Genomic DNA, 22,833 nt, shown 5'->3' on the forward strand with positions numbered 1-22,833 from the left:
TTGCTCCATTGCGCCGGCAGCCGTGCAGGCAGCGGACGCCGCCGCTGCGCGCCCTGTCGGGCAGCGGCCTGCCCCATGCGCATAGTACGTTGGGCCGGGGTGGCGTGAAAGCTCAATGCCTCCCTGCCGTCATTCTGCATGTTATTGGTTTTTTGTCTCGCCATGCCGGCCAATCCCCACAACCCGCTTTCCCACATACCATGCTGCCGCTTCGCAGTTTTGCCACCCGCCGTGCCCTTTGCCAATGGCAGGGGCGGCTTGAATGCAAATGGCAGAAACATTCAGGGGCTTGTAGGGCGCTTATATTTATTGCGGCTTTTGCTTGCAGCGGCTTTCTGCTTGCGGCGTTTGCTGCCGCGGCACGGGCAATGTCAAAACGAGCCTGTGGCCCCCTTATATAATAATGTGTGCTTCGGCATTGACGAGTGTTGGTGGCGGACTACCGATGGAGCATTGAATCCAGGTAGCGCCAGGCAGCCGATGAGCAGTTGCCGCAACCATTAACCGTTAACACCATGGACACTCAACACGAGGCCCGCCGACCGTGATGCGCCTTAAGTGCTGCAAGAAGCCGTCTGCACGCCAGCGGCCCACTAAATCCAGTTTGCACATGTTATCCGGCTATTCGTCTGCATTTGGCCCTCATGCCGAATCAGTGAGCAATCCGCAAGGCATAGAAGCTAACTCACGAGGCACTATTGTGACCAATTTGTTTTTATTGAATATATTTTCTTTTGGTTTTGTTTTATTATCAGATATTTTTTGTAGATTTGCACAAGAGACGTTTTTTGTAAGTATTTCCATTCTGCAGTTGATATGTATGATATAAGGCGGATGATTGTTTGGGCGTGGAGATGCCGTCATAGCCGCGGCTTTGGTGTACAGTCTCCATGGGCATATAGTTTCATACGATATGTAGTGAATGAGCATTATCCGTATTATGCCTACAAACAGCTTGAAAGCAAGGTAAAGGCCGTTTCGGGGCCGGAGCGCCGGTTGTGCCAGTTGTATTTCCGCATGGCCAACTATCTGCAGCCACGTAGCGTGGTCGACTTCGGGTCGCCCTTCGAGCCGTTCAGGGCCTACGTGAGCGCCGGTTGCCGCAGGGCCGAGGTGTCGCGCGGCCCCACCCGGGGCGGAGCCTCTGCAGCCTTTAGCTGCCCGGCCACCATCGACATGGCCCGTTTCACGCCAGAGGCCTGTTGTGCCGACCTCTACCGTCGGGCTTTGGCCCATGCCGGTTCGGCCTCGATGTTTGTTGTCGAGGGCATCCACAGCAGCCGTCATGGGCGCAGGCTGTGGGCCGCGATACAGCGTGACGGCCGCACGGCAGTGACCTTCGACCTGTACTACTGCGGTATAGTCTGCTTTGACAAGAAGCGTTACAGACAGAATTATATCGTTAATTTTTAAAACATTACGGCCATGAAGTTGAATAAGGTTTATACAAGGACAGGCGACGAGGGCACCACCAGTCTGGTAGGCGGCCAAAGAGTGAAGAAAACCAATTCGCGTATTGAGGCATACGGTACGGTCGACGAGCTGAGTTCGCAGCTCGGACTGCTCGTTTCGTTCATGAAAGACGGCGCCGACAAGAATCTTGTGGTGAGGACACAGCGCAACCTGTTCACAGTGTGCTCATACCTGGCTACAGACAAGACTAAGACACCGCTCGCCCCGTCGTACACACTCGACCCGTCGGAAATTGCCCGGCTCGAGGAGGCCATCGACACAATCAATGCCAGCATACCGCAGCAGAAGAACTTCATTCTGCCCGGTGGTTCGCACGAGGCGGCCATTGCCCACGTATGCCGCACGGTGTGCAGGCGGGCCGAAAGGCGCATATTCTTCCTTGCCGAGAGCACCAAGCTCGACCCCGAGGTGCTGCAGTACATGAACCGCCTTTCAGACTATCTCTTTGTCTTGGCGAGAAAATTAAACTTTGTTGACGGTGTGAGAGAAAAAATATGGGATAATTCTTGCAAATAAGAATAAAATTATTATTTTTGCGGCTGATTTATAACTGATAAATATCAACGACTATGTATTGGACACTTGAATTGGCATCGAAGCTGGAAGACGCCCCCTGGCCTGCCACAAAGGATGAGCTAATCGACTATGCCATCCGTTCGGGCGCACCCCTCGAGGTTCTTGAAAACCTGCAGGAGATTGAGGACGAAGGCGATGTTTACGAAAGCATAGAGGACATCTGGCCCGACTATCCCACAAAGGAGGATTTTCTGTTCAACGAGGACGAGTACTGACAGTCCGCCGGCTGCCGTGCTATAGCCGCAGGAGTATGATTTTGAATGAATAAGACATTTGGGGATGACTGCATCTGATGCCGTCATCCCCTTTTTTGTTGCCTGCCTTGCATAGCGGCTCACTAGATAAATCCAGGGGGCTTTTTAGGAGTTAAGGAGTTAGGAAGTAAAGGAGTTAAGACAATGGTTTTTGTGTACAATGGAGTTAGAGGGAGGTAGAAGGAGTTACAAGGAGGTAGAGGACAATAGTATTTGACTGTCTCTTCCAGCAACACTTTCCCCATGCTCCCATAGCTCCCATGTTTCCATAACTATAGTCTGTACTCCTGTCTCCCTCCTCCAAAACAAACCCAAAACCATTGTCTTAACTCCTTTACTTCCTAACTCCTTTACTCCTAAAACAATTCCTTGAATAATGCCATTGTACTCTAACGCCATAACTCCCTGAACGTTTAAGCCCCCTATGTTTATCGGGTGTCCCTGCACATGCGCCGTAGCGAAGCAGGTTTGAGCATGCATGCGTTTGCATGCCCCGTTACGTTGCCACCGGGCCTCAATGCGCCTATGCCGTTTGTGGCATTTGTCCTGTTGCTTGCCCATGCGCATAGATTCCATGGCCATGCCCCCTGTTCTCGCTTTCTCTCGGCGCAGGCCGCAAAGCCTGCGGCACAGGGGCCAGCCGGCATAAAAGCCTGCAAGATGCAATCGTTGTGGCGGATTAATAAGTAGCTGTTCAAAATTAACCGATACAATAGACCTTGCAGTTGTCCGCTATATCTTTGCCACCATCTTGTGTGCTCTTTCGGGCCGCATACCAAAGTCTCATCGGTCGCGTAGCCCGCTACGCTCTCTCTTCGGACTTTGGCATGCATCTCTGAAATAGAGCACAATTTGATGGCAATTAATTTTGAACAACTACTTAAACCCCAAGCCGCGTGTGGCCATGCCACGCCGCGGCCTGGCCAGTGGCCCAAACCGTCGGCAGTGCAATGGCAAAAGCCCATCCCCGGAATGGGGCATGCTGTGGATGGCAATTGGCTTTCAGCCCTTGTAAGTCGGCCGGAACGCAGGCCATGGGCGGAAACCTTGTCGCGGGGCAAAAGTATGGGCGGCTTGCGGTGCCGTGTGCGTGTCTTTTTGAATAGGCGGCAAAGGCCGTTTTGCCTTGTGAAACAGGCCGTATGGCAATGCAATACAGGCCGTTTGGCAGCGTCATACGGCCCGTTTTCCCAACAGGCTGTGGCACAGTGGGTTGGGCACGACGGTGCAACTGCCGTCAACCATGCCCCCGGCCCAATGCCCGCCAGTGGGGCTTGATTCCGCTTGCGAGCCTTTGGCGGTGGCATCAAGGGCGAAACACAGCCCCAGTCAGGCCATGCGGGCACCGGCATTTATTCATTATATATCGACAATTACCCACCACCGCCTGCATTCACTTGCCGTAGTATTGCATCCAGCCATGTCTCGCCATAGCCCGCAGCGGCTTCGCCTGTGGCGCCAACCGGCATGGCAGGCAATATACTGTGGGCGCTTCAGCCTGTTTTTCAATAAACTATAAAACCCCGCGCCGCAATGGCGCAGGGTTTCAGACGGTGCAGGCAGAGGGCCCCGGGCAGAATCGGGGCGCCCCCATCAGTATTCTGGCGGCAGCCCGTTGAGTTGAGCCTTGGTAAACACAGGGCCGTCTTTGCAGACATACATCTTGCCGACGTTGCAGCGCCCGCATTTGCCCAGTCCGCATTTCATCCTGTTTTCGAGCGTGGTGTAGATGTCGGTGTCTTTGAATCCCAGCTTTTCGAGCACCGGGAACGAGAACTTTATCATCACCGGCGGGCCGCAGACCACGGCCACAGTGTTGTCCGACGACGGTGCCACCTGCTCAAGCACCGTCGGGGTAAAGCCCACCTTGCCCTTCCAGTCGGGAGTCTCGCCGCCCGGGTCGACCGTGGTTACCATGTTGACATCGGGCCTGGCTTCCCACTCCTTGAGCTTTTCCTTGTAGACAAGGTCGCCCACCGACTTGGCACCATAGATGATGGTGATGTCCTTGAACTTCTCGCGCATGTCCAGCGCGTTTTCTATGACACAGCGCATCGGCGGCAATGCAATGCCACCGGCCACGAACAGGAGGTTCTTTCCCTGCCACTGCTCTATGGGGAACGAGTTGCCGAACGGCCCGCGGAAGCCCATGGTGTCGCCCTCTTCGAGCTTGGCCAGCCCTGTGGTCACGCGCCCGGCCCTGCGGAATGTGCACTCCACGTAGCCCCGCCGTGTGGGTGGCGAGGCAATGCAGAATGTGCATTCGCCCTCGCCGAACGCCGAGTATTCGGCAAACTGCCCCGCGCGGAAGTTGAAGGCCTCGCCCTCGGCCTTGTCTTCAAACGCCAGCCTGAAAGTCTTAACCCCCGGCGCCTCGTCAGTTATCTTCTCAATCCGCATCAGGTACGGAAGGTATATGTTCTTGTTACTCATGTCCTGCAATAGCTTTTAAGTGTTCCGAAATGTTCATGTCCACCGGGCAGGCCCTCGAGCACCGCCCGCAGCCGGTGCACCCGGCCTCGCCCAGTTTCTCGGGAATGTACGAGAACTTGTGCAGAATGCGCTGCCGCCACCTCGCGGCCTGCGTCGGACGCGGGTTGTGGCCCGACGTGTGCTGCGTGAACATCGAGAATCCGCAAGAGTCCCAGCACCTTATTCGCCTGCCCCTGGCTCCGTGGGCATCTTCCTGTATGTCGAAGCACGTGCACACGGGGCACACAAAGGCGCATGCCCCGCAGCCGAGGCACCGCTCCGACTGCTCCTGCCACACGGGGCTGTCGAAAGCCCCGTCGAGCTTGGCCCTCACCTCGTCGGCGCTGAACAGCACCCTGACGTCGGCCAGGTGGGCCTGCTTGTCAATCCCATCGGCGCGTGCGGCCCCGGCCAGGTACTTGGCCGCCAGCCCTTCGCCCTTAGGCGTGAGCACCTCGACCAGCGCCCCGCCGCCGTCGGTGAGCGTCGTCACCAGGATGTCGCTGCCCTCGGTGCCGCCCGGGCTGCCCCCCACCGATGTGCAGAAGCAGCAGTCGTCGCATGTGTTGCAGCTGAAGGCCACTATCGTGGTGTGGCTTCGTCGCGCTTCGAATATGGCGTCGTCGTAGTCGCGGGTGAACACCTCGGCCACCTGCCTCATCGCCCTTGCGTCGCACGGGCGCGCTTTCCATATAATGGTGTCATTGAATCGGTCGGTGCCGGGGTTGGCCACCTCGATGTCCTTGCCGTGCTTTCTGTAAGAGAACAGTACCTCGGCCATGGGCAGCACTATGCGCTTGGCCGACTGTGCCGTCTGCACGTAGTCCTCGGCCACGGTGTCGCCCTCGGCCAGGAACTTGAAGTCGGTCTTGCCTCCCTGTGCCACCGGCGCAAAAATCCGCAGCCCGTCGCGCCTCATGTCATCGAGCCACTGGGCCAGTTGCCCGTTGGTTATATGTAGGTTTTCCATATTGTCAGGGTATGATGTTTAACGTATGAAGTCTTCCTTGTCGCCGGGCTTGAACGTAGACAGCACGTTGCCGTGGTCCATCACGCTGCCCGGTGCCACTCCGAACTCATTCTGTATGTCTTCGGCCAGCGACAGCGTGAGCAGGTGGATGGGTATGCCCATGGGGCAGGCCTGCTTGCATGCCCCGCAAGCCACGCACCTTCCGGCCATGTGCATCACCCGGCTTATCTGCCACTCCATGCTCGCCAGAGGGCTCGCCCAGGGCTGTATCCACTGCGGGCAGTTGTTGTCGACGATGCAGCGCGTGCAGTAGCACAGCGGGCATGCGGCCCTGCAGGCGTAGCACTTTATGCACCTCGACATCTCGCCCAGCCAGAACTGCCACCGCTCCTCGCGGCTCATGGCCTTGAGCCGCTCGCGCAGCTCGCGCTCCTTGCCGCTGATGTCGAGCGGCGTGCCGGCCACCACACGCTCCATGTCCCCGACCGTCGGTAGCACCGCAAGGCCCTCGCCGCTCTCTGTGCTCACAATGGCCGTGGTGCCGTCGGGTAGCTGGTTTTCCATGGCCAGCTGCACCATGGTGCGCAGCACCGGCAGCGTGGCCGTGACGGCCACCTTGTGCCCACCCACTATTTCGGGCTTGGTGAGGTATACGGCTATGTTGTTCGTGCAGCGTTCGTCGAGCACCAGCCGCCCCGTGTCGGCGGCCTCGGTGCAGAAACAGGGCCTCGTCTTGCCGTGGGCCTCTTCGTATCCAATCACTTTCGTTGCCGTTCCGTCGCCCAGCAACTTGTTGGCAAGTTCAGTAAGGTTATTCATCGCCAGCCTCCTTTCCGAGATAATCAGCCACTTTCTTGTATTCATTGTAAGGCCCCAGCTCGCGTATCGTGGCCACGGTATCGTTGACCAGGTCGGCCCACTTGGCCCCCTCGGCCGCCGACACCCACGAGTAGCGGATGCGCCTCGTGTCGATGCCCAGCGTGTCGAGCAGGCTGCGGAACACCATCCACCGCCTGCGGGCGTGGAAGTTGCCCGAGGTGTAGTGACAGTCGTTGGGATGGCACCCCGACACTATGATGCCGTCGGCCCCCGATGCAAACGCCTTGAGCAGCAGCAGGAAGTCGATTCGGCCCGTGCAGGGGAACCTTACTATCCTCACGTTCGTGGCGTATTTTATGCGGCTCGTGCCTGTCAGGTCTGCCCCGGCGTATGTGCACCAGTTGCAGACGAATGCTATTATGCGCGGTTCAAACGCAGAATTATTGTCATTGCTCATTGTCATTGATGCTATTCACTTGCTGTTAGTTGGTTGTTTCGAGCAGGGCCTCCACCTCGGCAAACATCTGCTGGTTTGAGAATCCCTGCAGGTCTATCGACTTGGAGCGGCAGAAGGCCACACAGGTGCCGCAGCCCTGGCACAGGCCGGGGTTGACCTTTGCCACCACCTTTATCACCTTGCCGCTGCGGTCTTTTATCTCTTCGCGCTCGATGGCCTGGTAGGGGCAGGCCGTCTGGCACATGAAGCATCCCACGCAGGTGCTGAACACGGGCGGCGCCGAGCGGTTGACCACAGCCACGAGCGGCTCGCGCACCAGGTCGGGCTGCGAGAACAGCGCGGCCACCTTGGCCGCCGCGCCCGACGCCGTGGCCACGGTCTCGGGTATGTCCTTGGGTGCCTGGCATGCCCCGGCCACGAAGATGCCAGCCGTGTTGGTCTCGACGGGGCGCAGCTTTGGGTGGGCCTCGGCGAAGAACTTGTAGGGGTCGTAGGATATGTGCAGCTTCTGCGCCAGCTCCTCAGAGCCTTGGTTCGACACTCCCGCGGTGGCCAGCACCACCATGTCGGCCTCAATCTCTACGGGAGTGGCCCCGAGCAGCGTGTCGACTCCCTTGACAATGAGCTTGCCTTCTTTCTCGTATATGCGGGCAACGCGGCCGCGCACGTAGTTGACGTGGTCTTCCTCGATGGCCCGGCGCACAAACTCCTCATAGTTCTTTCCGCCGGCCCGTATGTCCATATAGAACACATAAGACTCTCCCCCGTGCACCTTGTGCTGGTAGAGCATGGCGTGCTTGGCCGTATACATGCAGCATATCTTCGAGCAGTAGGGTATTCCCTTGGCCGGGTCGCGCGACCCGCAGCAGGCGATGAACACCACCTTCTCCGGCACTTTGCCGTCCGACGGCCGCCGTATCTCGCCAAGCGTGGGCCCGGATGCGGATGCCAGGCGCTCAAACTGCAGCCCGGTGATGACGTCGGCGTAGCGCCCGTAGCCGTATTCCGGGAAGAAGTCGGTGCCGAGCACGTTGAAACCGGTGGTCACAACCACCGCCCCCACCTGCTCGTTGATTATCCGGTCTTCCTGGCCGAAGCGTATGGCGTGGGTTGGGCACACCTTCTCGCACACGCCGCACTTGCCCGTGCGGTAGTGGGTGCAGTGCTCCTTGTCGATGACGGGCTTGTTGGGCACGGCCTGCGGAAACGGCACGTAGATGGCCGTGCGCCTTCCCAGTCCGGCGTTAAACTCGCTCGGAATCTTTTTCTGTGGGCATTTCGTGGTGCAGAGTCCGCAGCCCGTGCACAGGCTCTCGTCTATGCTCTTGGCCTTGAGGCGTATCTTTGCCTCGAAGTTGCCTATGAACCCGCTCAGCGAGTCGAGCTCGGCGTAGGTGTAGAGCGTTATGTTGGGGTGCTGTGCCACCTCGACCATTCGCGGCGTAAGTATGCACTGCGAGCAGTCGAGCGTAGGGAACGTCTCGGAAAGCTGCGACATGTGGCCTCCTATCGACGGCTCCTTCTCAACCAATATCACCTTGTGGCCGCAGTTGGCGATGTCGAGCGCGGCTTGTATGCCGGCTATCCCGCCGCCTATTACCAGTGCCTTCTTTGTTATGGGCACGTGGATTGGCGTCAGCGGAGAGTTGCGGCGCACCTTCTCCACGAGCCCGTGCACAATCTCGATGGCCTTCTCCGTGGTGTCGTCGCCCTTGGGATGCACCCACGAGCAGTGCTCGCGCAGGTTGGCAATCTCGCACAGGTAGGGGTTGAGCCCGGCTTCGGCGCATGCCTTTCTGAACGTAGGCTCGTGCATCCGTGGCGAGCATGCGCCCACCACCACGCCGTCGAGCCTGTGCTCGCGTATGGCGTTCTTTATCAGCGTCTGCCCCGGGTCGGAGCACATATACTTGTAATCGGTGGCAAAGGCCACTCCCTCCATTGACGCGGCGGCCTCGGCCACCTTGGCGCAGTCAACCGTTGCGCCGATGTTCTCGCCGCAGTGGCAGATGAAAACTCCTATTTTTGACATACTTCATGTTTCATTGTAGTTTGACTTCCACGATGTGGCGCTGCAGGCCGAGCGCCTTGCGGCTCAGCCCCAGGGCCAGCCCGATGGCCTGTGTGATGTATAATACGGGTATGTCCGTAGGCTCGTCGAGGCACTTGTTGATGGCCGTGCGGCGCATGTCGAGGTTAGAGTGGCACATGGGGCATGCCACCACGACGGCTTCGGCACCGCGGTCGCGGGCGTCGCCCAGTATGTTTGCCGACAGCTTGCCCACAAGGTCGGTGCGCGACACAGACAGGCCGGCCCCGCAGCATTCGGTCTTGAAGGCCCAGTCTATGGGCTCGGCGCCAATGGCCCGCATCATCCCGTCCATCGACTGCGGGTCTTCCAGCCGGTCGAAGCCGAGCACCTTGTGTGGCCTGACGAGCAGGCAGCCGTAGTAGCAGGCCACTCGGTGGGCGAAGTTATGCCTTATCTTGCCGGGCAGCAGTTGGGCGGCGTGTTCCTGCAGGTACTGCAGCACGTTGACAATCCTCACCTTTCCGGAGTATGCCATGCCCACGGCAGCGCCCACCTTGGCGGCCAGCTCCTCGTCGCGGGCCAGCTCGTGGGCGGCCACGCTGAGCCTGTTGTAGCACGAGGCGCATGGCACCAGCACCTCGTCGAAGCCCTGCCGCTCGGCCAGCGCAAGCACCCGTGCCGGCAGTGCCACCGAAAGCTCGCGGCTCATCGAGTGGGCCGCGGTGGCCCCGCAGCAGTTCCAGTCGTCAATCTCGGTAAGTTTCAGCCCCAGCTCAGCGGCCACGGCCCTCACCGATTCGTTATATTCGCGGGATGTGCCGTTGAGCGAGCATCCCGGATAGAAACCTGTATTCATGTATAGATGTTTAGTTTTAGGTTCAGTCTTTCTTGTCGATGGTGTTCGCAAATATGCGCCCCACCTTGTCGCCGTTGTCCTTAAGCCTTTCCGGCACGATGTTCAGCTTGCCCTTGGCCATCATCGTCGGTGCTATGTCCACGTCTTGCATGAGCCGCATCGTGCGCATCTTGTACTCGGCCACGAGACCTATCTCGTATGTCCGGCCGTTGTGCTTCACCATGTCGAGGAACGACTTGTGGAATGCAACTATGGGCCTGGCCTTTTCGTTTACCCGTCCCCCGGTGCGCGACAGTTCGCGCAAGTGGTCCATTATGGCCGGCAGGTCTATTTCCATCGGGCATCGTGCCACGCAGTTCTCGCAGCTCAGGCACAGCCAGATGGCCGTCGAGCCAAGCACGCGTGCGTCGGCTTTCTCCGTGCCCGTCTGCAGCAGGCGCATCAGGAAGCTCGGTGCAATGTCCATGTCGGGCGCGAGCACGCAACCGGCAGTGCACTTGCCACACTGGTAGCAGCGGCTGACGTCGACGCCAATGTCCTCTGCCAATTTGATAGATAGTCTCTTCTTGTCTTCCATTTACATTACATATAATATGTTGTTTGTATGGTAGTCGTGAGCAGCATCGGTTGCTGCGTTACGGGATTGTGCCCGTTGACTCGTTTTAGTTCCTTCGCATTGTTCTGCCATTCCGGTCTGCCGCGGTTGCATTGCGGCGCTTGCCGTAGGTAGGGAGTTGCGCTTGCGTGGCGCGTTAGTTTGTTGTTCTTGCTAAATTATTTTAGGTATTCGTTCTGTAAGCAAAGGTAATCATTTTTTGCAGAAGTGATACCTATACCATGTTATAAAGTCTTTGATTTTAGGTTTTTTTTGGTTTGCATCTCCCCAAAAGTTGTGATGCCGGCCCGGCGGCCGCCGTCTGGTTGCGCTGCTGTGGGCCTGTGGCCGTTGCAATTCGGTGTTTCTGTGCCACCATACTGCCACCCCAACAACCCGCTGCCATTCAGCGAGTTGCCGACAGGTGCCGTTCGGGCTTTCGGAATGTGCCGTTTTGCAGCCCGAAACAGGCCATTCCAGGGTGCGAAACAGGCCGTTTCGTGGCGCCATGCGGCGCATGCGTGAAAACAGGAAAGAGGCGGCTGTTTGTTGGCAGCACATTCGCAGGCATTTGAATGTTGCCTGAATGTGTGTTGAATAAAGCGTAGCGCTGGCCGGGCGCAGCCGGTCTATTGCCCGCATCCCGGCCTTGGTCGTGGCTCCCGGCCGCCCGATGCGCCTTTGCCAGGGGCAGCCGACAGTATCCACGGCGTCATGGGGTCATCGGTTTGGCTTCTGTCCGGCGCATTGGGCCCAACCGCCCGCCGTGCCGACTTGGTGCTGTTCGTTATGCAACATTAATTAGTGGGTATGATGGAAATATCGCTCTCGTTGTATCAAATTAAGATAAATTATGTGTTTGGCGCGTTCTGCAACTTATATAATATGTATATTTACGGAAATTTTAATAATTAAAGTTATGAGAAATCTTGTTACGTTAATTGTCTTGTTGTTTGCGAACTTATGCGGTGTTTACGCAAATGATTGTAAAGTTACTTACGCCCTTGACGAGGGCCTTGTTATGTATGTTATCGACTCCGAGTTCAACACGGTTGACAACGGAGGCTATGTGGCAGAAGGCAAAAACATAATGATAGCCCTGTCGTGCAAGAATGGTTATGGCTTGAAGAGCTTTACGATAAATGGTGAAGACTGCACAGACAAGCTCGGCGACAGCGATGGGAGCGGGCGAGAGTTCCAGTACATGTACCGGGTGACCGGCGACATCCATATCGAGGCACTGGCCGAGTTGAAGAAGGTGCCCGTGATAAGCAGCGTTTCGGGCAACGGCCGTCTCGAGCTGTACGACAGCGAGGGCCGGGCCATAGAGTCGGGCGAGTTGGTTACCATCGGTTCGAGCGTGACGGTCAAGGCTGTCGCCGATCCTGGAAACAGCATCGTAGAGTTCAAGGCCAACGACCGCGACATGCTGTCCGACTTGAAGTTAGGCGAAAACCAAGTCACCCTGACCCTCAGCGAGAAGACAATATTCACCGCCGTGTTCACCGGCGAGGAGAAACCCGACAACGAGTGCGCCGTGACATGGACCGTTACGGGCGAAGGCAGCCTGAGCGTTCGCTGCGGCAACAAGGTGCTTCAGTCGGGCGACAAGGTGGTGAAAGACGACTATATAGAGATTAAGCCGATGATGGCCAAGGGCTACAGCCTCACAAGCCTTACGGTGAACGGCGTAGAAATGGTGGCCGAGGTCAAGGGCAAGCTCTCGTTGCAGGTAAAGGAACCCACGGACATAGCAGCCACCTTCGAGGTGCTGCCGTTGTGGAGCGAGCTGGCTGCCGACGCCTTTGCCGGCGGCGATGGCACCAAGCAGAACCCGTACCAAGTGGAAACACCCCAGCAGCTGGCCAAGATTGCCAACGATGTGGACATGGGAACCCAGACTTACAGCGGTGTTTATTTTGACATTGTTGCCGACATCGACCTCGCCGGCTACGACTGGCTGCCCATAGGCTATAAAGATACGCAAATGAGGGAGTTCGTGTTTGACGGCATCATCAACGGCAATGGGCACAAGATACGCAACCTCAACGTCAACACAGGCGAGAACATCATATCGTCCGGGTTGTTGGGCACCACAGGAGAGCACTTCGAGCTCCACGACCTCACCATCGAAAGCGGTTCGGTCAAGGGCAACTCGATGGTCGGGGCGTTCGTCGGCTACAACCGCGGCCTGGTTGACGGTTGCACCAACTATGCCCAGGTAAGCTGCATCATATTCTATTGTGGCGGCATCGTTGGTTGCAACAGCAAGACCGATGGCATGACATCACGGATCAGGAACTGCGTCAACTACGGCAGCGTGGTGGCCGGGGCAGGCGGCATCAACGGAATATCGGCAGGCGGCATAGTAGGCGCAAACTCGGCTGTCGTGGAGGGATGCGTAAACTACGGCTCGGTTGAATCGCCCACAAGCGGTGCCGGCGGCATTGCGGCATCCATGGAAGGCGGCGTGATACGCCATTGCTACAACCGCGGCAAGGTGGAGTCGGCCATGATGGTGGGCGGCATTTGCGGAGCGGTGACAGGCCGTGAGGGCGATTGCGAGATATACAACAGCTACTCGGCAGCGTCGCTGATGTCGTATGAGGCCAACCAGAGCGGCGGCATTTTGGGCTACCTGGTGTTTATCGAGCCCAACAAGTTTAATATGCGCAACGTCTATTTCGACATCAACCTGTTTGGTGGCCCGGCCATCGCCGTTTCAAACGACGTGTTCGCCTCGTATACCATAGACAACGCCAAGGGATTCACCACCGGCCTGATGACGTCTGAAGACTTTGTGACGCGCCTGAACAACGAGACCGAGGGCGCCGAGCTTTGGGCCTTGGGCGCAGGCAATGAGAACGACGGCTACCCCGTTGTCGACCTGGACAAGTATGCCACAGGCATGGTTTCGCCGAAGGCCGCAGGCATGGCAGTGGGAGCGTCGGGCGGCACGATAAGCGTTGCCGGCGCCGACGCAGCCACCGTAGCCGAGGTGTACACCGTTGCCGGAGCGCTGGTTTACTCGGGCACCGTGGGCAACATGGCATCGCATGCCTTTGCCAATGGCCTTTATGTCGTAAGGGTTTCCGGTGAGTCATACAAGGTAATAGTGAAATGACGTCACCGGCACAGGCCGGTAGCAATAGGCAGGGAGGGCGCCATCATCAGCCGGGCGCCCTCCTTTTTTTTGTGGCATGGCGCCACCACCGTGGGCCTACGCGGCCTTGCGGGGGCCGCTGTCGCGGGGCTGCCGGCGGCCTTGGCGCAGGCATGCGCACAGGGGCAATGGCGGTACTGGGCGGCCGCCCGGGTGGCGAAGCGGCGGCATCGTCGGCAGGCGTTTGGGCCTCCGGCAGATGCCGGAGGCGCGCCCCCATTGCCAAACGGCCCGTACGGGCGTGAGAAACGGCCCGTTCGGCAGGCCAAGACAGGCCGTATCGCAACGCAAAACGGCATCTCTGCGAAACCGCTGACGGCGAGGCTGTTGCGCATCGGGCGTCAAAAAAGTCGAAAAGCTGCCGCCAGGCACAATAAAAACAGCCGTCGGAGCGTTATAACAGATGTGTTGAAGCGAAGTAGCGTAATATTGACCATGGTGGTGTTGGCCGTCATTTCGGCCAAGGCCCAGTATGACCCGGCCTTCTCTCATTATTGGGCGCTGGAGCCGTCGTTCAACCCTGCCTCGGTCGGAAAGGAGCAGAAGATAAACATCGCCGCCGCTTACGCCAAGACGATGTCGGGCTTTGAAAACAGCCCGAGCACCATGTATGCCGGCGCCGACATACCATTCTACCTGCTAAAGCTCTATCACGGTGTAGGCGTACAGTTCATGAACGACGCCATAGGCCTGTTCTCCCACAAGCGTTTCGCGCTGCAGTATGCTCTCAAGTACCCTCTGCTGGGAGGCAACATAAGCGGTGGGGTCAACCTGGGGCTGCTCAGCGAGGGCTTCGACGGCAGCGGGGTAGACACCGGCGAGCCCGACGACCCGGCGTTCCCGTCGTCAGACGCCACCGGCACGGGCGTCGACATCGGAGTGGGGCTGTACTATATGCACCGCAACTGGTGGGCAGGCTTCTCCGTGCTGCACGTCAATGCGCCCACCATAGACATCGGCGAGACGCAGAGTTTCAAGATAGACCGCACGTATTATTTGACCGGAGGATACAATATTAAGCTCAGAAACCCGTTCTTAACAATACACCCGAGCGTCATGGCACGGTATGACGGAACAGCCTACAGGGCCGACGTGACAGGGCGGGTGAAATATACCAACGGCAAGAAAATGATGTACGGCGGACTGTCGTACAGCCCAACCAACTCGGTGACGGTGATGGTTGGCGGCAACTTCCACGGCGTAAGCCTCGGCTACAGCTACGAAGTGTACACCTCGGCCATAAGCATCGGCAACGGAAGCCACGAGATATTCATTGGCTACCAAACCGACATGGACCTGGGAAAGAAGGGACGGAACAAGCATAAAAGTGTGAGATTACTGTAACAGATATGGACAAGAGAACAATCATAACGGCACTCTGCGCCGTGGCGACGCTCTCGCTCGCGGGATGCTTCGGCGGCAAGGCGTCGATGGCGTCGGGAGGCGAGGTCACCGGCACGGGCGGCAAGGCCTTCTCGGAGCCTACGCCCTACGGGATGGTGATGATACCGAGGGGCCACCTCAAGATGGGCTTGGAAAAGGAAGACAGCCTGTGGGGAAAGCAGACTCCCGTAAGGGACATCTCTGTCGAAGGCTTCTGGATGGACGAGAAGGAAATCACCAACTCGCAGTACCGCCAGTTCGTGTACTACGTGCGCGACTCCATAATACGCGAACGGCTGGCCGACCCGGCATACGGGGGCGACGAGACATACAAGATAGAGGAAGACGAAAACGGCGACCCGGTAAAGCCGTACCTCAACTGGAAGAAAGCCATCCCGCGCAAGCCCAACGAAGACGAGCTGAGGGCCATCGAGAGCGTATATACCACCAACCCCGTGACCGGCGAGAAGATGCTCGACGCCAGCCAGATGAACTACCGATACGAGATTTACGACTATGCCGAGGCGGCCAAGCGCAAGTACCGCACCGACCCGGCGCAGCGTAACCTCAACACCGACGTGCGCGTAAACCCCGACGAGCAGGTGTGGATATCGAAGGACACTGCATACATCGACGACGAGGGAAGGGTGGTGAGGCAGACCATCAACCGCCCCAGGAGCGGCCCGTGGGACTTCCTCAACACTTACATCGTAAACATTTACCCCGACACCACATGCTGGGTGAACGACTTCCCCAATGCCGACAACGAGTCGTACATGAGGCTCTACTTCAGCAACCCGGCTTACAACGACTACCCCGTGGTAGGAGTGACGTGGGAACAGGCCAACGCCTTCTGCGTATGGCGCACAGAGTTCCTGCTCAGGGGCCTGGGGCGCGCCGCACAGTTCGTGCAACGTTACCGCTTGCCCACCGAGGCCGAGTGGGAGTATGCCGCCAGGGGGAAGAACCAAGACGAGTTCCCATGGGAAATGGAAAACACCGCGAGCGGCGACGGATGCTTCTTTGCCAACTTCAAGCCCGACAACGGCAACTACACCAAAGACGGCAACCTGATAACCAGCAAGACAGGCATCTACCAGGCAAACACCAACGGGCTCTACGACATGGCGGGCAACGTGGCCGAATGGACAAGCACCGTCTACACCGAGGCCGGGGTGGAAATGATGAACGACATCAACCCGCAGCTCGAATACAAGGCCGCCCTCGAAGACCCGTACCGCCTGAAGCGCAAGAGCGTTAGGGGCGGGTCGTGGAAAGACCCCGAGTCTTACATACGCTCGGCATGGCGCTCCTACGAGTACCAAAACCAGCCGCGGTCGTACATCGGGTTCAGGTGTGTGCGCAGCCTGGCCAATACCACAAGTGAGAAAATCAAAAAATCGAAGAAGAGATGACTGAATACAGCAAGTTCAACATAATCTACCGCCTGCAGAAGTGGCTCGACAGCGTGCCCGGCCAGACGTTCCTTAATTACGCTTACAGCTGGGGTGCATCCATCGTTATCCTCGGAACGCTCTTCAAGCTCACTCACTTGCCCGGCGCAAACATAATGCTCTACATCGGAATGGGCACCGAGGTGATTGTGTTCTTCATCTCGGCCTTCGACCGACCGTTCGACAAGACGGCCGACGGAAAGGACTTGCCTACCCACGCTTTCGGCGAAGAAGAAGCCGAGGAGAGCGCTGCCGGCGCTGTCGGGCAGCCTGCCCAGGCGGCCGGTGCCGGCCCCGTGGTCTACGGTGGCGGCGGTACGGTGATATTGGGCTCGCCGTCCGACGCTGTCGCGGCGGCTTCAGCCGATGGCGCCGCAGCCGCAGAAGGCGCCACCGAGGGCGCCGTGGCGTCGGTGGCTCAGGGCCCGCAGGGGGCTTCGGTGGCCGTACCGTTGGGCGGCATGGCCTTTGTGCAGCCGCAACCACAGGTCACCCCCGAGATGGAGGAGGCCGCAAAAGAGATGGAGGAGGCCACCGCCAACTACATCGACGAGCTGCGCAACCTCACGGAGATGCTCGCCAAGGTGTCGGAACAGAGCCAGCGGCTCACCCGCGACTCCGAGGAGATGGAAAACCTCAACCGCACCCTCACCGGAATATGCAAGGTTTACGAGATGCAACTCAAGGGCGCGAGCGCACAGATTGGCACCATCGACCAAATCAACGAGCAGTCGCGCCGCATGGCAGAGCAGATAGCCGAGCTCAACGCCATCTACTCGCGCATGATAGAAGCCATGACTGTCAACATGAAGGCAGCCGCGCCGCTCAAGGACTGACGGCCGGCGGCGAGCGTGCCGAGGCATTTTTGTTTACATGGGAGGCCCCTGCCGTGACGCGGCGGCCGCCCGATTGGAAAATATAACGATATGGCAATAAAGAAAAGACCTGTTTCCCCGCGCCAGAAGATGATAAACCTTATGTATGTCGTCCTTATGGCCATGCTCGCCTTGAACGTCTCGACAGAGGTGCTCAACGGCTTTTCCATCGTGGAGGAGAGCCTGAGCCGCACAACGGCCAACTCCGCGAAGGAGAACCAGGTCATATACGATGATTTCAGCGAGCAGCTCAAGGCCAACCCGGCTAAGGTGAAGGCATGGTTCGACAAGGCCCAGGCCGTCAGGCGCATGAGCGATTCGCTGTATAACTTTGCTGACGAACTGAAGGTGGCCATAGTGAAAGAGGCCGACGGCGAAGACGGAGATGTGAAGAACATCGTGGGCAAGGAAGACCTCGAGGCAGCCAACCAAGTGATGCTTGCCCCCGGGCGCGGGCGCGGCCGCAAGCTCTACGACGCCATCAACTCGTTCCGCGAGCGCATCCTGGCCATGGTTACCGACCCCACGCAGAAGGCCATCATCAGCAGCAACCTGTCTACCGACGTGCCCCACAACATACAGACCATGGGCAAGAACTGGCAGGAGTACATGTTTGAAGACATGCCCGTGGCCGCGGCCGTCACGCTCTTGTCGAAGCTCCAGAGCGATGTGCGCTACGCAGAGGGCGAAGTTTTGCACACGCTCGTGTCGAACATCGACCTGAAGGACATACGTGTCAACTCGCTAAATGCCTTCGTTATACCCAACTCGCAGACCATCGTGCGGGGCGACAAGTTCTCGGCTCACATCGTAATGGCCGCCGTCGATACCACCCAGGTGCCCGAGATATACATCGGCAACCGCAAGATGAACCTCAAGGACGGCCTTTACGAGACGGTATGCTCGCGTACCGGCGACTTCACCCTGGCCGGATACATCGAGATGCTCAACGGCAACGGAGAGCGCGTGCGCCGCGATTTCAGCCAGAAATACACCGTTGTCGACCCCAGCGCCACCGTCTCGGCCGACCTCATGAACATGCTCTATGCCGGCTACAGCAACCCGATAAGCGTCAGCGTGCCCGGTGTGCCGCTCAACAAGGTGACGGCGACGATGACCGGAGGCACTTTGCAGCCCGTGGGCCCGGGCCGCTACATAGCCCGTCCCACCGCCATCGGCAAGGACGTGACCATCACCGTGTCGTCGACCAATACCGGCCGTGTGCAGCAGATGGGCCAGTTCACGTTCCGTGTGCGCAAGCTGCCCGACCCGACGGCATACATAGCCATGGCCGACGAGCACGGCAACCCCACGCGATACAAGGGCGGCGGCCTGCCCAAGGCGAGCCTCATGGCTGCCGACGGCATCGGGGCGGCCATCGACGACGGCATACTCGACATAGGGTTCCGCGTGCTCAGCTTCGAGACGGTGTTCTTCGACAACATGGGCAACGCCGTGCCCATGGTGAGCGACGGCGACAAGTTCTCCGACAGGCAGAAGACAACGTTCCGCCGCCTGGCCCGCAACCGCCGGTTCTACATATCGCGCGTCACGGCCGTAGGCCCCGACGGGCTCCAGCGCACGCTGCCCACGTCGATGGAGGTCATTGTAAAGTAAAACCAGACATAAAGCCTTTTAAGATATGAAACGACTGTTGTTCATTACAATCATAGCGCTTGCCGCGGGGGCGGCATCGGCACAACCCAAGATGAGGCGCAGCCAGGCTGCCGCCAAGCAGGCCCAGCAGGCCTCGGGGCAGATGACAAGGCGTGCACAGCTGATGTTCCCCACAACAATCGACATGCCCGAGGACGTGGTGTGGCGGCGCGACATCTACCGCGAGATAGACCTCATGAAAGATGCCAACGCAGGCCTGTATTACCCCGTGGAGCCCATAGGCAGGCAGCTGAACCTGTTTACCTACGTGTTTAAGCTGGCACTCAACGGCTACATACCCGTCTACGAATACAGGCTCGACGGCAACGAGGCGTTCACCGACTCGGCCAAGGTGCAGATGAAGACCGTGCTCGACAATTACCACATATTCTACGAAGAGAGCAACGGCAAGGTAAGGGTTGACAACAGCGACATACCGTCGGCCGAGGTAAAGTCGTACTACCTGAAGGAGAGCGCCTATTTCGATCAGGCCAACTCGTCGTTCCACCGCAAGGTGATAGCCATCTGCCCGGTGATGACCCGCGACGACGATTTCGGCGGGGAACCGTCGAAGTATCCGCTGTTCTGGGTGAAGTATTCCGACCTCGAGCCGTTCCTCAGCCGCCAGGAGGTGATGACCAGCAACCTAAACAACGCCGCCACGATGAGCATGGCCGACTATTTCACGCTCAATCGCTACGAGGGCAGCATCTACAAGACCAACAACATGCTCGGGCGCACGCTCGCCCAGTACTGCACCACCGACTCTGCGCTCACCAAGGAGCAGAGGCGCATAGAGGCCGAGCTGGCCAAGTTTGAGCAGAACATATTCGGCGACCAGGAGCGCAAAGACTCGCTCGACAGCATAGCCAAGAACGACCCGAAGGCTGTCAAGGCAGCCAAGAAGGCAGAGAAGAAGCGCAACCGCCGTTCGCGCCGCTCGTCGGTCGGCTCGTCGACGCCTGTGTCGTCGGGTTCGTCGGCCCCGCGCGTCACCGTGCGCCGCCAGCGCCACTGACGGCACGTGGCTGTGGCCGGCCCGCCGGCCGCGCTTGCCGGCGGTCGGCTTGTGTCGGTCGCAATGCCGCGGTGCAGCCGTAGCCTACTATTATCAATCAAACAATAACAATTATGAAGAGAGTTTTTACAGCCATTCTTTTCGTCGTGGCTCTCATGACGGCCACGGCCACCCAGGCACAGATTAAGTTCGGACTAAAGGGCGGACTCAACGTGACCAACATGAGTTTCAGCACCGACGTGATTGACAAGTCAAACCAGACGGGATTCTTCGTAGGCCCGACGGTAAAGTTCACCCTGCCGCTGGTGGGACTGGGCATCGATGCCGCCGCCCTGTATGACCAGCGCGACGCCAAGGTGGGCGACGAAGGCGACGAGCTTACGCTGAAGCAGCGCGCGATAAACATTCCCATCAACCTGCGCTACAACATCGGGCTGGGCAGCATGGCCGGCATTTACCTTGCTGCAGGTCCGCAGTTCGGCTTCAACATCGGCGACAAGACGTTCTCGTTTGACGATGGAATCAATTACGACATGAGCAAGACCAACTTCAGCATCAACGTCGGTGCGGGCGTGTCGCTCATCCAGCACCTCGAAATTGGCTTCACCTACAACATTGCCTGCGGCAAGACGGGTGAGGTGAACGTGCTGGACGTGGTCGACAACACCTGGAACCAGGTTACCAAAGGCCGTGCCAACGCATGGCAGGTGTCGGCAGCCTACTATTTCTGATGGCCCTGCAGCGATGGCCAATGTAGCGGGTTGGGCAACCGCGCCCGTTGCTTCAGTGCAATGGTTTGTGCCCTCCTTCCACCTCGTTGCCTATGCCTGCCTAAATGGCTGAGGCCGAGGCTGTTGGCCGCCAGTGCCATTCCATACGGCAAAACAGGCCGTCTTGCATTGCAAGACGGCCTGTTTCGCATTGTGAAACGACCCGTTTCGCATGGCCGCATGGCTGGCGGCCTGTCACCGGTCGGCTTAGGGCATGGGCCGTCAGGCCCAACTGCATGATCATGCAGCCGCCAAGCCACTCCCCGTTTCAGCGCTCACAGGCCTCGGCCACCGCCTGGAGCGTGGCGCGTTGGGCCACGGCCGTGGGTTAGTTGCTGCGGCTGCACGATGCCTAATGCTTTGTATGGCATGGCCACCGATGGCCTGCGAGGCAGCGAAACAGTGGTCTCTGTGTTTGCATTTGGCTTTGCAGCCACATCCCTCCTCACCTTGCAGCCTTGTTGCCGCCTTGCCTCGGCTGGCCACGCTGGGCCTTATGCAGAGGCTGCAACCGGTGTGCGCGTTAAGGCGTGTGCATTTGCTTTTGTGGAAAACGCCCTGTCTGATGGGGCATCGGCTGCGTCAAGAAGCCTCCGGCAGCCAGCCGGCCGGTTTTTGCCTACCTGCCGCCGCCCCCTCCGGGCGATGCCCCCGTGCGGGCGTCGGTCTGCGTCTGTGTGTTGCTGCTGCTGTCGCTGTTGCCCGTTGCCGTCTTGCACCCTGCCGTGAGCAGGGCTGCCGCCAGCAGGGCGCATGCCGTCTTTGTGGTTGGTCTCATTGTCGTCGTGTGTTGATGATGGCTGCAAAGATAGCAAAAACGCCCGACAGTGCAAAATAATCGGGCCGCCCTTGCGTTATGAAAAGTATGAGGACAATAGCTTTGGCCGTATTGGCAGTGCTGTGCGTCGCCCCTGTGCGCGCGTCGGTGGCTGCCGACACCCTTGGCCGCGACGGCGGCCTGCCCGTGCGTGTGGCGCGAGTCAGGCATGCCATCGACAGCATGCTCAACCGCCGCGACACGCGCGACAGCGCGCGCGTGGACACCACCTACCTGCGCCGTGCGCCAGAGCGGTTGAGGCTAAAGGTGCGCATCAACTGTTCGGGCTCCGACATCGACACCCGTGGCGTGTACGGCGGCGCTCCCTACGAGGCCAGGCTCGAGGCCAAGCTGAGAACAACCCTGAGCTTCGGCGCCTCATACCGCGGCCTGTCGGTGGGCGTGGCGCTCAACCCGGCCAAGCTTACGGGCGAAGACAGAGACTACGAGCTGATCCTCAACGCCTACGGCAACCGTTGTGGTGCCGACGTCATACTGCAGTCGTCGAAGACATACGAGGGTACGCTCGGCGGCGGGGTGGGCGACCGCGACGTGCCTGTGGGCAGCGTCAGCCAAGACATGCTGACGGTAAACGCATATTATGTGTTCAGCGGGCGGCGCTTCTCGTTTCCCGCCGCGTTCACCCAGTCGTGGCTGCAACTGCGCAGCAGCGGCAGCTTCATGCTCGGGCTTACCCTCATGGGCGGCCGCCTCAAGTCGGCCCAGGGTGCCGACGGGCTGTCGGGCGAGCGCACGCTGGGCATCATCTGTGCCGGCATAGGCGCGGGCTACGGCTACAACTGGGTGGTGGGAGGCAAGTGGTTGCTGCACCTCTCGACGCTGCCCGAGCTCGTGGTGTTCAGCCGCAGCCGCCTCACCACGCCCGGCGGCCGCGAGAAGATGCCCTACCGGTTTCCCAACGTCATAGCCGTGGGGCGCATGGCCGTGGTGCGCCACTTCGACAGATACTTCGTTGGCATGACCGCCGTGGTCAACACCTCACACCTGGGCGACAGCCGCCAGTTGTCGGTTGGCAACACCAAGTGGCGCGCCCGCATGTTCGTAGGCGTAAAGCTATAGCCTCTTTTGGGCTCACTGGATAAATCCAGGGGGCTTTTGGGGAGTTAAGGAGTTAGGGGGAGTAAAGGAGTTAAGACAATAGTTTTTGTGTATTTTGGAGTTAGAGGAAGGTA

General features: G+C 58.8%; 22 protein-coding genes. 11 read left to right on the top strand and 11 right to left on the bottom strand.

Annotated elements, in window-relative coordinates; genetic code table 11:
* A partial coding sequence (locus tag H6B30_RS12685; protein ID WP_205111168.1) for a hypothetical protein occupies positions 1-281 on the bottom strand: 281 nt, incomplete at its 3' end.
* A gap of 361 nt (positions 282-642) precedes the next feature.
* Positions 643-804, bottom strand: coding sequence for a hypothetical protein (locus tag H6B30_RS12690; RefSeq protein WP_205111170.1), 162 nt, complete (start codon positions 802-804; stop codon positions 643-645).
* A gap of 114 nt (positions 805-918) precedes the next feature.
* Between H6B30_RS12690 and H6B30_RS12695 the strand changes: the two genes are divergently transcribed.
* Genes H6B30_RS12695 through H6B30_RS12705 form a run of 3 tightly spaced genes read left to right on the top strand, consistent with a single transcriptional unit; the run spans position 919 to position 2,264 of the window.
* On the top strand, positions 919-1,413 hold the full coding sequence (locus H6B30_RS12695; RefSeq protein ID WP_205111172.1) for a hypothetical protein: 495 nt from the start codon (positions 919-921) through the stop codon (positions 1,411-1,413).
* Between the two features lie 12 nt (positions 1,414-1,425).
* Positions 1,426-1,989 carry a cob(I)yrinic acid a,c-diamide adenosyltransferase gene (locus H6B30_RS12700; protein WP_205111174.1) on the top strand — a complete coding sequence of 188 codons (564 nt, stop codon included), beginning with the start codon at positions 1,426-1,428 and terminating at the stop codon, positions 1,987-1,989.
* A 53-nt stretch (positions 1,990-2,042) separates the two neighbouring features.
* Entirely contained in the window at positions 2,043-2,264 is a 222-nt protein-coding gene (locus tag H6B30_RS12705; protein WP_021852076.1) for a DUF2795 domain-containing protein, read from the top strand.
* A gap of 225 nt (positions 2,265-2,489) precedes the next feature.
* Here the strand turns inward: H6B30_RS12705 and H6B30_RS12710 are convergent, their stop codons facing one another.
* The 8 genes from H6B30_RS12710 to H6B30_RS12745 form a co-directional block, all read right to left on the bottom strand.
* Positions 2,490-2,702, bottom strand: a complete 213-nt coding sequence (locus tag H6B30_RS12710) for a hypothetical protein (RefSeq protein WP_205111176.1) — start codon at positions 2,700-2,702, stop codon at positions 2,490-2,492.
* Positions 2,703-3,896: 1,194 nt separating this feature from the next.
* Positions 3,897-4,736, bottom strand: a complete 840-nt coding sequence (locus tag H6B30_RS12715) for an FAD/NAD(P)-binding protein (RefSeq protein WP_205111178.1) — start codon at positions 4,734-4,736, stop codon at positions 3,897-3,899.
* Positions 4,729-5,745, bottom strand: coding sequence for a 4Fe-4S dicluster domain-containing protein (locus H6B30_RS12720; RefSeq protein ID WP_205111180.1), 1,017 nt, complete (start codon positions 5,743-5,745; stop codon positions 4,729-4,731). The genes H6B30_RS12715 and H6B30_RS12720 overlap by 8 nt, the downstream gene beginning before the upstream one ends.
* Before the next feature lie 18 nt (positions 5,746-5,763).
* Complete coding sequence (locus tag H6B30_RS12725; RefSeq protein WP_205111182.1) at positions 5,764-6,564, bottom strand: LutB family protein; 801 nt, start codon at positions 6,562-6,564, stop codon at positions 5,764-5,766.
* Positions 6,557-7,021, bottom strand: coding sequence for a hydrogenase iron-sulfur subunit (locus tag H6B30_RS12730; protein WP_205111184.1), 465 nt, complete (start codon positions 7,019-7,021; stop codon positions 6,557-6,559). Before H6B30_RS12730 ends, H6B30_RS12725 begins: the two co-directional genes overlap by 8 nt.
* A gap of 25 nt (positions 7,022-7,046) precedes the next feature.
* Positions 7,047-9,053, bottom strand: coding sequence for a CoB--CoM heterodisulfide reductase iron-sulfur subunit A family protein (locus tag H6B30_RS12735; protein ID WP_205111186.1), 2,007 nt, complete (start codon positions 9,051-9,053; stop codon positions 7,047-7,049).
* Positions 9,054-9,063: 10 nt separating this feature from the next.
* A complete protein-coding gene (locus tag H6B30_RS12740; protein ID WP_205111188.1) occupies positions 9,064-9,909 on the bottom strand; it encodes a CoB--CoM heterodisulfide reductase iron-sulfur subunit B family protein in 846 nt (281 codons plus the stop codon).
* Positions 9,910-9,931: 22 nt separating this feature from the next.
* Entirely contained in the window at positions 9,932-10,486 is a 555-nt protein-coding gene (locus tag H6B30_RS12745) for a 4Fe-4S dicluster domain-containing protein (RefSeq protein WP_205111190.1), read from the bottom strand.
* Positions 10,487-11,525: 1,039 nt separating this feature from the next.
* On the opposite strand from H6B30_RS12745, the gene H6B30_RS12750 reads away from it, so the two are divergent.
* From H6B30_RS12750 to H6B30_RS12780, 7 genes are all read left to right on the top strand, one after another.
* A complete protein-coding gene (locus H6B30_RS12750) occupies positions 11,526-13,628 on the top strand; it encodes an InlB B-repeat-containing protein (RefSeq protein WP_205111192.1) in 2,103 nt (700 codons plus the stop codon).
* Positions 13,629-14,072: 444 nt separating this feature from the next.
* Positions 14,073-15,011 carry a PorP/SprF family type IX secretion system membrane protein gene (locus tag H6B30_RS12755; RefSeq protein ID WP_205111194.1) on the top strand — a complete coding sequence of 313 codons (939 nt, stop codon included), beginning with the start codon at positions 14,073-14,075 and terminating at the stop codon, positions 15,009-15,011.
* 5 nt (positions 15,012-15,016) lie between these two features.
* Positions 15,017-16,465 (top strand): T9SS ring complex lipoprotein PorK/GldK, encoded by a 1,449-nt coding sequence (porK, locus tag H6B30_RS12760; RefSeq protein WP_205111203.1) that lies wholly within the window; start codon positions 15,017-15,019, stop codon positions 16,463-16,465.
* Positions 16,462-17,340, top strand: coding sequence for a type IX secretion system motor protein PorL/GldL (gene porL, locus H6B30_RS12765; protein ID WP_205111205.1), 879 nt, complete (start codon positions 16,462-16,464; stop codon positions 17,338-17,340). The genes porK and porL overlap by 4 nt, the downstream gene beginning before the upstream one ends.
* A 90-nt stretch (positions 17,341-17,430) precedes the next feature.
* Complete coding sequence (porM, locus tag H6B30_RS12770; RefSeq protein WP_205111207.1) at positions 17,431-18,996, top strand: type IX secretion system motor protein PorM/GldM; 1,566 nt, start codon at positions 17,431-17,433, stop codon at positions 18,994-18,996.
* A 25-nt stretch (positions 18,997-19,021) separates the two neighbouring features.
* The gene (gene porN, locus H6B30_RS12775) at positions 19,022-20,053 is read left to right on the top strand and encodes a type IX secretion system ring subunit PorN/GldN (RefSeq protein WP_205111209.1); all 1,032 of its coding nucleotides are present in this window, start codon (positions 19,022-19,024) and stop codon (positions 20,051-20,053) included.
* A 113-nt stretch (positions 20,054-20,166) separates the two neighbouring features.
* Positions 20,167-20,784, top strand: a complete 618-nt coding sequence (locus tag H6B30_RS12780) for a porin family protein (RefSeq protein WP_205111211.1) — start codon at positions 20,167-20,169, stop codon at positions 20,782-20,784.
* Positions 20,785-21,442: 658 nt separating this feature from the next.
* On the opposite strand, the gene H6B30_RS12785 is transcribed toward H6B30_RS12780, so the two are convergent.
* Entirely contained in the window at positions 21,443-21,601 is a 159-nt protein-coding gene (locus H6B30_RS12785; RefSeq protein WP_205111213.1) for a hypothetical protein, read from the bottom strand.
* Between the two features lie 87 nt (positions 21,602-21,688).
* Here H6B30_RS12785 and H6B30_RS12790 point away from each other — a divergent pair, with 87 nt between their 5' ends.
* Positions 21,689-22,720, top strand: a complete 1,032-nt coding sequence (locus tag H6B30_RS12790) for a DUF4421 family protein (RefSeq protein WP_205111215.1) — start codon at positions 21,689-21,691, stop codon at positions 22,718-22,720.
* Positions 22,721-22,833 lie beyond the last annotated feature (113 nt).

The sequence above is a fragment of the Marseilla massiliensis genome (assembly GCF_016899955.1).
In the GTDB taxonomy this organism is placed as follows: domain Bacteria; phylum Bacteroidota; class Bacteroidia; order Bacteroidales; family Bacteroidaceae; genus Prevotella; species Prevotella intestinigallinarum.

Bases quoted from the DNA above. Each gene is read 5' to 3' on its own strand.
- porK (WP_205111203.1), top strand. From the start codon at position 15,017: ATGGACAAGAGAACAATCATAACGGCACTCTGCGCCGTGGCGACGCTC.
- H6B30_RS12720 (WP_205111180.1), bottom strand. From the start codon at position 5,745: ATGGAAAACCTACATATAACCAACGGGCAACTGGCCCAGTGGCTCGAT.
- porM (WP_205111207.1), top strand. From the start codon at position 17,431: ATGGCAATAAAGAAAAGACCTGTTTCCCCGCGCCAGAAGATGATAAAC.
- H6B30_RS12700 (WP_205111174.1), top strand. From the start codon at position 1,426: ATGAAGTTGAATAAGGTTTATACAAGGACAGGCGACGAGGGCACCACC.
- H6B30_RS12705 (WP_021852076.1), top strand. From the start codon at position 2,043: ATGTATTGGACACTTGAATTGGCATCGAAGCTGGAAGACGCCCCCTGG.
- H6B30_RS12745 (WP_205111190.1), bottom strand. From the start codon at position 10,486: ATGGAAGACAAGAAGAGACTATCTATCAAATTGGCAGAGGACATTGGC.
- H6B30_RS12730 (WP_205111184.1), bottom strand. From the start codon at position 7,021: ATGAGCAATGACAATAATTCTGCGTTTGAACCGCGCATAATAGCATTC.
- H6B30_RS12790 (WP_205111215.1), top strand. From the start codon at position 21,689: ATGAGGACAATAGCTTTGGCCGTATTGGCAGTGCTGTGCGTCGCCCCT.
- H6B30_RS12725 (WP_205111182.1), bottom strand. From the start codon at position 6,564: ATGAATAACCTTACTGAACTTGCCAACAAGTTGCTGGGCGACGGAACG.
- H6B30_RS12785 (WP_205111213.1), bottom strand. From the start codon at position 21,601: ATGAGACCAACCACAAAGACGGCATGCGCCCTGCTGGCGGCAGCCCTG.
- H6B30_RS12735 (WP_205111186.1), bottom strand. From the start codon at position 9,053: ATGTCAAAAATAGGAGTTTTCATCTGCCACTGCGGCGAGAACATCGGC.
- porN (WP_205111209.1), top strand. From the start codon at position 19,022: ATGAAACGACTGTTGTTCATTACAATCATAGCGCTTGCCGCGGGGGCG.
- H6B30_RS12780 (WP_205111211.1), top strand. From the start codon at position 20,167: ATGAAGAGAGTTTTTACAGCCATTCTTTTCGTCGTGGCTCTCATGACG.
- H6B30_RS12715 (WP_205111178.1), bottom strand. From the start codon at position 4,736: ATGAGTAACAAGAACATATACCTTCCGTACCTGATGCGGATTGAGAAG.
- H6B30_RS12690 (WP_205111170.1), bottom strand. From the start codon at position 804: ATGGAAATACTTACAAAAAACGTCTCTTGTGCAAATCTACAAAAAATA.
- porL (WP_205111205.1), top strand. From the start codon at position 16,462: ATGACTGAATACAGCAAGTTCAACATAATCTACCGCCTGCAGAAGTGG.
- H6B30_RS12710 (WP_205111176.1), bottom strand. From the start codon at position 2,702: ATGGCGTTAGAGTACAATGGCATTATTCAAGGAATTGTTTTAGGAGTA.
- H6B30_RS12740 (WP_205111188.1), bottom strand. From the start codon at position 9,909: ATGAATACAGGTTTCTATCCGGGATGCTCGCTCAACGGCACATCCCGC.
- H6B30_RS12750 (WP_205111192.1), top strand. From the start codon at position 11,526: ATGTATGTTATCGACTCCGAGTTCAACACGGTTGACAACGGAGGCTAT.